This window comes from Clostridiaceae bacterium (assembly GCA_012840395.1).
GTDB lineage: Bacteria > Bacillota > Clostridia > Acetivibrionales > DULL01 > DULL01.
The window spans coordinates 41,929-48,211 of record DULL01000090.1; the positions used below are offsets into that span (position 1 = coordinate 41,929).

A 6,283-nucleotide genomic window follows, 5' to 3' on the forward strand; every position below is an offset into this window, starting at 1 on the left:
GATTTAAAAAGTGAAGGAGGCGAAAGAGTGGACACAGAAGTTAACAAGACTACTTCAAGGAAGGGATATCAGAGAAAAACTAATTCTTTAAGGGGACTTCAGAAAGAGAGTAAGAATCAATCGCTCTCAAAAGGCTTACAGGAACAAAAGAAAATTCAAGGTCAGAAAGTGGTCCAGCAGGATAACCGTGAACAGGGAAGTTCCAAAGAGAGTACATTTAATAAAACTTCCCGAAAGGATGACTATGGAAGGCAAGGCAATGTTAATAAGGGTAACCAGACAAGGTACGGCAGCAAAGTGAAAGTAGAAGAAACCATAGAAGATATAATAGAAGATATCAACAGAATAGAAAAAGAGATAGAACTTGAGATGAAGGAAATAAAAAGTTTGAGACTGGGGTTATGAAAGTAGGTGTGAAAAGCAATGATTCTCGTTTTAGATGTGGGTAATACCAACACGGGGCTTGGTGTGTATGAAGGTAAAAAGCTTTACGCACATTTAACCATAACCACAAACAGAGAAAAATCATCTGATGAATTGGGATTATTTCTAATTAATATTTTTCAATATAAAAATATAGATGTAAAAAATATTCATGGTGCCATTATATCTTCGGTTGTTCCGTCTTTTACATATTCTTTGGAATATGCCATAAAAGAATTTTTGAAGGTGGAACCTATAATAGTAGGACCTGGCATAAAGACAGGAATTAACATTAAGACAGAAAATCCCAAGGAAGTGGGCTCCGATAGAATTGTAAATGCGGTTGCTGTTTATGAGATTTACGGAGGGCCTGCCATTATTGTTGACTTTAGTACAGCCATAACTTTTTGTGCCATATCGTCAAAGGGAGAATATCTTGGTAATGTAATTTGTCCGGGTATCAACATTTCAGCTGAAGCACTTTTTAGTAAAGCAGCAAAACTACCGAGAATTGACCTGGTAAAACCGGAGGGAGTTATAGGAAAGAACACCATTTCAAGTATGCAATCAGGTATTGTATATGGTTATACCGGAATGGTTGATTATATAGTAAAACGTATTAAAGATGAGATGAAAGAAAATCGGGAAAATAAAATCAAGGTAATTGCAACTGGCGGGTTGGCAGGTCTGATTGCTGAAGAGTCTGAAACTATAGATATAGTAAATGAGTTTCTAACACTAGAAGGTCTCAGAATTATATATGAAAGAAATAAAGGTCTAGATAATGTATAATTTGAATACTCCTATATATAATACTATAAAAAAATATATAAGCTTAAATCCGCTGCCTTTTCATACACCAGGACATAAGCTGGGAAAAGGTATTCCTGCGGAAATTCTCAGGGATTTGCCGTTTATTGATATAACAGAGATTCCTGGAACAGATAATCTCCACTATCCTACTGGAATTATAAAGGAAGCCCAGGTTCTAGCCTCAGAAGCTTTTGGCTCAGACAATACATTTTTCCTTGTAAACGGGTCTACTTCAGGTATACATGCCATGATTATGGCAATATGCAAACCGGGTGATCAACTAATAGTATCCCGTGACTGTCATAAATCTGTTATCTCAGGTATGATGCTTGCAGGTGCGGAACCTGTGTATCTGAAACCAGAGTTTAATGAGGAGTTTGGTATAACTACAGTAATTACTCCTAAAGAAGTAGAAAAAATGCTGGAAAAATACCCAAAAGCTGCAGCAGTACTGATAACAAGGCCTAACTACTATGGTGTATGCTCTGATATTAAAAAAATAGCTGAAATTGTACATCGCCATGGAAAGATATTGGCCGTTGATGAAGCACATGGTGCTCATTTAAGATTTGGAGACGGGTTACCCTTTTGTGCTATGGATTCAGGAGCGGATATATGTGTTCAAAGTGCTCACAAAACTCTTCCGGCACTAACACAAGGATCCTATTTACATGTAAAAAACAAAAGAATAGATCTTGATAAGCTAAAAATGATACTGCGTATGCTGCAAACTTCAAGCCCATCATATCTTATTATGGCAATGCTTGATGTAGCCAGGGATATTTTGGATTGCTATGGAAAAATTCTTTTATCAGAATTGTTTGAGTATATTGAAACAATCCAGAAACAAACAGAAAATGAAAATTTCAGGTGGCTTACCAATAAGGATATATCCGGGGGAGAAAAAGATGCTACAAGGATTGTAATAAATGTAGCAAAACTTGGCTTAACAGGCTATGAGGCTGATAGAATTTTAAGAGAAAAATACAATATTTTTGCTGAAATGTCCGATTTGAATAATGTTGTTTTTATTGCTACCATTGCTGATAAAAAAGAAAGTTTTGACAGGCTCAGGGAAGGACTGCTGGGGCTTCTTGAATATCAGGCAAAAGATGTTGCAGAAAATAAAGAATTATCCGGAATTTTAATTAAGAGACCAGAAATGCCTGCACAGGTTATGAAACTGAAAAATATTCTTCATGCTGCAGGTACAAGAGAAATTCTTGACAAGGCAGAGGGCAGGATATCAAAAGAGATTATAACTCCCTATCCTCCCGGTATTCCCTTGCTATGTCCCGGAGAATTAATAACGAGAGAGATTATTGAGTATATACATGAATTAATTTCAAAAGGCTGCCGTGTTAATGGTGTGAGTGAAAAGCTAGATATATTGGTTGTAGATGATAAACAGTGATATAATATAATTAAAATACATATACTGGACAAGGGAGACATATATGGCAAAAGGCTTATTTATTACTATAGAGGGAATGGACGGTTCTGGTAAAACCACACAGATTGAGAAAATTAAAGAATATTTTCAACAGAAAGGTTATGAACCTGTTTTGACCAGAGAACCTGGGGGTACAAAAATAAGTGAAAAAATAAGAAATATCATTCTGGATGAATCAAATACAGGAATGTCTCCTGTTACCGAAATGCTGCTTTATGCATCAGCCAGAGCCCAGCTGGTATTTGAAGTTATAAAGCCTGCCCTGAACCAGGGAAAGGTGGTTATTTGCGATAGATTCATTGATTCCAGCTATGCCTATCAGGGATATGGAAGAGGAATAGATCTAAAATTTATTGAAAACGTAAATGAACCTGCTCTGGACAATGTTATGCCAGATATCACTTTTTTCTTTGATATTGAGCCTAAACTTGCTCTTGCAAGACGGATTTCAGCTACCGGAGCTGATAGAATAGAGAAAGAAAAATTAGAATTTCACGAACGGGTTTATAAAGGGTATAAAGACAGGGCAGCATTATTTCCACATAGAATAAAGATTATAAATGCTAACAGGAGTATAGAGGAAATTTCTGAGGAAGTGAGATTCTGGCTAAATAAAGTTTGTCCATAAATAAACAGAGGTTCCAAGAAGGCAAATAACAGAGGCAAGGAGACCGAAAAAGGCAAGGGCACTAATAAAATTATCATAAATGGATCCTTATAAAATTATTAAAATTATGAAAGGAGGAAAACTGTTATGAAGATGATTCTAGCAATTGTTAACGATGAAGACGGCCCAAAGGTTATGGAGGAACTCAACAAGGGAGGTTTTAGTGTTACCAAACTCAGTTCGACAGGAGGATTCTTAAGGGCAGGCAATACTACGCTTTTGGCAGGTGTTGAGGATGACAAGATTGATGAGGTTATTAATATCATCAAGAAAAAATGTAAAAGCAGAAAACAGGTTATAAATTCCTCCATGACTCCCAGCGGAATGGGAGGTATGTTTATTCCATATCCTGTGGAGGTAGTAGTAGGTGGAGCAACTATATTCGTTATAGACATTGAAAGATTTGAGAAGGTGTAGGTGTTAACCATTTGAAGGTTGAAAGTACCATTGGAAATACTGCAAATATAAAGAAAAAGATTGTCCCGGAAGGATTAAGAACTTCAGATACTCATGAAAAGAGCTTCCAGGTAAGCCTTAAGCATGCTCAAACTTTAAGTGGCGATGATAAAATTAAGGAGCTTGCAGAAAAGATATTTGAGCAGGGAAAAAAAGTCGGAGACAAGGTTGATATTAAAGAATTGAAGTATTATAAAAAGCTGGTTTCAGAGTTCTTATATGAAGTTATTAATGGTACCTGCAAATTTTCAAAGCAGAGCTTTCTTGACAGAAGGGGACGGCATAGGGTTTATGCTATAATTAAGAAAATCAACAGAGAGCTTGAACTGCTGGCCGAGGATGTTCTCGGCAAAGAAAAGAACAACATTAGAGTATTGAAAAGACTTGATGATATAAGAGGACTCATACTTGACATAATTATGTAGGTGCTGGAAATGAATTTTGATGGAATAATAGGACAAAAGCAGGTTATAAATACTTTGGTTAATTCTTTGAAAAATGATAGAGTCGGGCATGCTTACCTTTTTGTTGGACCTAAGGGTATAGGAAAGAAAACTGTAGCCAGAGATTTTGCCGGGATGATATTATGTGAGAATTCCCATGTTGTTGGAAGCTGCATGGATTGCAAATCCTGCAGACTATTTTTTTCTAAATCAAATCCTGATTATATTGAACTGGAAATAGAAGGTACAAGCATTTATGTAGAAGACATAAGAAATATGCTGAACAGCATTGTGATAAGGCCTGTATACTCTGATAAGAAAGTATATCTTATTCCGGATGCAGACAGAATGACAATTCAGGCTCAGAATTCCCTTCTTAAGACTTTGGAGGAGCCTCCGGATTATTCTGTCCTAATATTGACCACTTCAAATGCTGATGCGCTGATTGATACTGTTCGATCCAGGGTGTCAAGATATGACTTTATAAAAAATACAGCAAATGAAGTTTATGAATACCTAAAAAATAATTTTACTGAAGATCTTGAGGGAATAAATTTTATTGCATCCTATTCAAATGGAATTATAGGTACAGCAAAAGATCTGGCTCAGTCAGGAGAATTAATGTCTCTTAGAGAAAATGTTTTTAATATAATCCAGAAGCTGTCAAAGCCTAAGTTAATTGAAGTATTTGAAATGTATCCATTTTTTGAAGAAAATAAAGATAGAATTGGTATTATTCTTGATATTATGACTTTTTTTTATAGAGATATGATAATATTGAAAAATATGGAACATGACAAATTATTGATTAATTCTGATAAAAAAGATATTATATTAAAAAATGCCCTGAATTGTTCCAACAAAAAGTTGTTGAAAAATATTGATATAATTGAGGAAGCCCGCAGTTCAATTATGCAGAATGTGAATTTTCAATTATCAATTGAAATTATGCTGATGAGGCTTCAGGAGGAATTCTAATTATGGTGACAGTTGTAGGAGTTAGATTTAAAGAGGCAGGAAAAATATATTATTTTGATCCTGACAACCTTCAGATAGATTTAAATGAAAATGTGATTGTAGAAACTGCAAGAGGTATAGAATTTGGAAAGGTGGTTATCCCAAATAGGGAAGTACCGGATGAAGATATAGTGGCTCCTTTGAAAAAAGTTATAAGAATTGCTACTGAGGAAGATAAAAAACACTATGAAGAAAATAAGCAGAAAGAGAAAGAAGCTTTTAATATATGCCTTGAAAAAATCAAGAATCATAATCTTGATATGAAGCTTATTGGAGTTGAATATACTTTTGATAATAATAAAATATTATTCTATTTCACTGCTGATGGCAGAGTTGACTTCAGAGAACTTGTAAAGGATCTTGCGGCGGTGTTTAAGACCAGGATTGAATTAAGGCAGATAGGTGTAAGAGATGAGTCAAAAATGATGGGCGGTATAGGAATTTGCGGCCGTGTTCTTTGCTGCAGATCTTTCCTTGGAGAATTTGAACCTGTTTCCATTAAAATGGCAAAAGAACAGGGCTTGTCTTTGAACCCTTGTAAAATATCCGGCGCATGCAGCAGATTAATGTGCTGCCTTAAATATGAACATGAAGTCTATGAAGAATTATTAGCCAGAACACCTAAAATTGGTGCAATAGTTGAAACCCCCGAAGGCCAGGGAGTAGTTATAGAGGCTAATATCTTGAAAGAGATAGTGAAAGTTAAATTAGATAAAGGCAATGAAGCAGATCTGGCTACATTTAAATTAAATGATATTAAGATTATTAAAGATGCTGCGGCAAGTGATGAGGATCTTGATCTGGAGCTGGATGTGGATCTGGAGACTTTGAAGACTTTGGAGGATTAGCTTGCTGAAAAGTTGTTAAAAATAAATAAATTATATTAAGGGAAGTTGTAAAATAAAATGCCGTAATATATAGAAAACTCATGGTAATCCATTGTAAAATGTTTAATAACCAAAGAAAAACATTAGCAAAGGAGTACCATGAGTTATATATGAATAATAACAC

The 6,283-nt window shown here is 35.2% G+C and carries 8 protein-coding genes; all 8 read left to right on the forward strand.

Going from position 1 to position 6,283, the window contains the following annotated elements; translation table 11 throughout:
• Positions 1-27: 27 nt before the first annotated feature.
• The 8 genes from GXX20_10315 (at position 28) to GXX20_10350 (ending at position 6,120) form a co-directional block, all read left to right on the forward strand.
• A complete protein-coding gene (locus GXX20_10315; protein ID HHW32047.1) occupies positions 28-405 on the forward strand; it encodes a hypothetical protein in 378 nt (125 codons plus the stop codon).
• A gap of 18 nt (positions 406-423) precedes the next feature.
• A complete protein-coding gene (locus GXX20_10320) occupies positions 424-1,215 on the forward strand; it encodes a type III pantothenate kinase (GenBank protein ID HHW32048.1) in 792 nt (263 codons plus the stop codon).
• A 1-nt stretch (position 1,216) separates the two neighbouring features.
• Positions 1,217-2,650 carry an aminotransferase class V-fold PLP-dependent enzyme gene (locus GXX20_10325; protein ID HHW32049.1) on the forward strand — a complete coding sequence of 478 codons (1,434 nt, stop codon included), beginning with the start codon at positions 1,217-1,219 and terminating at the stop codon, positions 2,648-2,650.
• A 43-nt stretch (positions 2,651-2,693) separates the two neighbouring features.
• Entirely contained in the window at positions 2,694-3,317 is a 624-nt protein-coding gene (locus GXX20_10330) for a dTMP kinase (GenBank protein HHW32050.1), read from the forward strand.
• 126 nt (positions 3,318-3,443) lie between these two features.
• Positions 3,444-3,773: a hypothetical protein gene (locus GXX20_10335; GenBank protein ID HHW32051.1), complete on the forward strand. Its 330-nt coding sequence runs from the start codon at positions 3,444-3,446 to the stop codon at positions 3,771-3,773.
• A gap of 11 nt (positions 3,774-3,784) precedes the next feature.
• The gene (locus GXX20_10340) at positions 3,785-4,237 is read left to right on the forward strand and encodes a YaaR family protein (protein ID HHW32052.1); all 453 of its coding nucleotides are present in this window, start codon (positions 3,785-3,787) and stop codon (positions 4,235-4,237) included.
• Positions 4,238-4,246: 9 nt separating this feature from the next.
• The gene (locus GXX20_10345) at positions 4,247-5,233 is read left to right on the forward strand and encodes an AAA family ATPase (GenBank protein ID HHW32053.1); all 987 of its coding nucleotides are present in this window, start codon (positions 4,247-4,249) and stop codon (positions 5,231-5,233) included.
• A 2-nt stretch (positions 5,234-5,235) separates the two neighbouring features.
• Positions 5,236-6,120, forward strand: a complete 885-nt coding sequence (locus tag GXX20_10350) for a stage 0 sporulation family protein (GenBank protein HHW32054.1) — start codon at positions 5,236-5,238, stop codon at positions 6,118-6,120.
• Positions 6,121-6,283: the final 163 nt, after the last annotated feature.

Bases quoted from the DNA above. Each gene is read 5' to 3' on its own strand.
- GXX20_10330 (HHW32050.1), top strand. From the start codon at position 2,694: ATGGCAAAAGGCTTATTTATTACTATAGAGGGAATGGACGGTTCTGGT.
- GXX20_10350 (HHW32054.1), top strand. From the start codon at position 5,236: ATGGTGACAGTTGTAGGAGTTAGATTTAAAGAGGCAGGAAAAATATAT.
- GXX20_10345 (HHW32053.1), top strand. From the start codon at position 4,247: ATGAATTTTGATGGAATAATAGGACAAAAGCAGGTTATAAATACTTTG.
- GXX20_10335 (HHW32051.1), top strand. From the start codon at position 3,444: ATGAAGATGATTCTAGCAATTGTTAACGATGAAGACGGCCCAAAGGTT.
- GXX20_10320 (HHW32048.1), top strand. From the start codon at position 424: ATGATTCTCGTTTTAGATGTGGGTAATACCAACACGGGGCTTGGTGTG.